Below are 1,722 nucleotides of genomic sequence, written 5' to 3'. Positions count from 1 at the left end.
TCGCGATCACCCGGCGCTGCTGGCCGACGCGCGCCGGCGCTACGAACTGCTCGACTTCCCGGCCGTGGCCCGGCTGTGCGAATGCTTCCTCGAAGTGGATTTCACCGCCCGGCTGGGCGAGATCGCCGCGCCGGCCTGCATCCTGGCCGGGGAACTGGACTTGTTGAAAGGGCCGGCCTACGCGCGCATCCTCCAGCGCGGCATCCCCCACGCCGAGCTGCACCTGCTGCCCGGCGCGGGCCATGCCTCCTGCTGGGAGCGGCCGGCGGAGTTCAACACGGTCGTGCTGGGCTTCCTGGCCAAACAGGCGTAACCGGCGCGTAACCTTTATTTGGTAAAAGAAGAAAGAGGAATCCACAGATTTCACAGATTGCACAGATGATTTACGCATAGCTGCAGGTGATTTCTTAAGCGCCTTTCTGAAGAATCTGCGAAATCTGCGGATGATTTCTTCTCTCTTGTTCGCTTCATGGAGAAGGTGTCACAATGCGCTTAAAGGACAAAGTTTGTGTCATTACCGGCGGGGCTGCCGGTATCGGCCGGGCTACGGCTGAGCGATTCGCTGAGGAAGGCGCGATGGTCGTCATTTGCGACCTGAACGAGGAGCAGGGCCGCCGTACCGCCGAGGCCATCGGCCCCGCGGCCAGCTTCTACAAACTCAACGTCGCCGACCGCCAGGCCGTCGGGGCGTGCCTGGATGAGATCGTCCAGCGGTTCGGCCACGTGGACGTGCTGGTCAACAACGCCGGCGTGCTGAGGGATGGGACGCTGGTCAAGGTCAAGGATGGCGTGCTGGTCAAGGAGATGGCCGAGGCCGATTTCGATCTGGTCATCTCGGTCAACCTGAAGGGCGTCTTCAACTGCACCCAGGCCGTCGCGCCGCACATGATCCGGCAGGGGGGCGGGGTAGTCCTCAACGCTTCCTCTGTTGTCGGACTGGACGGTAACTTCGGCCAGACGAACTACGTCGCCACCAAGGCGGGCGTGATCGGCATGACCAAGGTGTGGGCGCGCGAACTGGGCCGCGCCGGCATCCGCGTCAACGCCGTGGCCCCCGGCTTCACGGCGACCGAGATGATCACCGCCATGCCGGAGAACATCCTGTCCGGCATGAAGGCCCGCACCCCGCTGGGCCGGTTGGGCGAGCCGCGCGACATTGCCAACGCCTACCTGTTCCTGGCGTCGAACGAGGCCAGCTTCATCACCGGCGAAGTCCTGCGTGTGGATGGCGGCATCGTGATCGGGACGTGAGAGGGGGATTTTACAGATTTTGGGTTCTTATAGAGGGAGTACATAAGAGGAACACAGAGTGACACTGAGATCACACAGAGTTTCACAGAGAAAGAACAGCGCTGCCTCCGTGTCTCTCTGTGTCGCTCTTATAAGCTCATCCATTAAGATGCATTCCTGTCTTCGCTCTCTTTCCAAGGGGCCGGGATGACCTACGAGCTGTATCCAACGCACGCGGCCGACTTGCTGAGCAAACGCGCCGAGTTGACGCCTGACCGGACGGCGCTGCTGGACGTGTCCACCGGCGTGGCCTACACCTACGCGGAGCTGAACGCCCGCGCTAACCGCTTGGCCAACGCCTTTCGGGCCTTGGGCATTGAGAAGGGCGACCGGGTGGCGATCCTGGCCCAGAACAGCATCGTCTACGTGGACTTGCTATACGGCCTGGCCAAGATCGGGGCCATCTTCGCGCCGCTCAACTGGCGGCTAACC

Annotated in this window: 3 protein-coding genes; all 3 read left to right on the top strand. The window is 62.3% G+C overall.

Annotated features, from left to right (window positions below; translation table 11 throughout):
• The coding region (locus ACE3UY_RS08955; RefSeq protein WP_374687199.1) for an alpha/beta fold hydrolase at positions 1-313 on the top strand (313 nt) is incomplete at its 5' end.
• 173 nt (positions 314-486) lie between these two features.
• A complete protein-coding gene (locus tag ACE3UY_RS08950) occupies positions 487-1,251 on the top strand; it encodes a glucose 1-dehydrogenase (RefSeq protein WP_374687198.1) in 765 nt (254 codons plus the stop codon).
• 186 nt (positions 1,252-1,437) lie between these two features.
• Positions 1,438-1,722: AMP-binding protein (locus ACE3UY_RS08945; RefSeq protein WP_374687197.1), on the top strand; the 285-nt coding region annotated here is incomplete at its 3' end.

The sequence above is a fragment of the Promineifilum sp. (SeqCode) genome (assembly GCF_041918635.1).
GTDB lineage: Bacteria > Chloroflexota > Anaerolineae > Promineifilales > Promineifilaceae > Promineifilum.
This window is presented reverse-complemented; position numbering and strand designations above follow the sequence as displayed.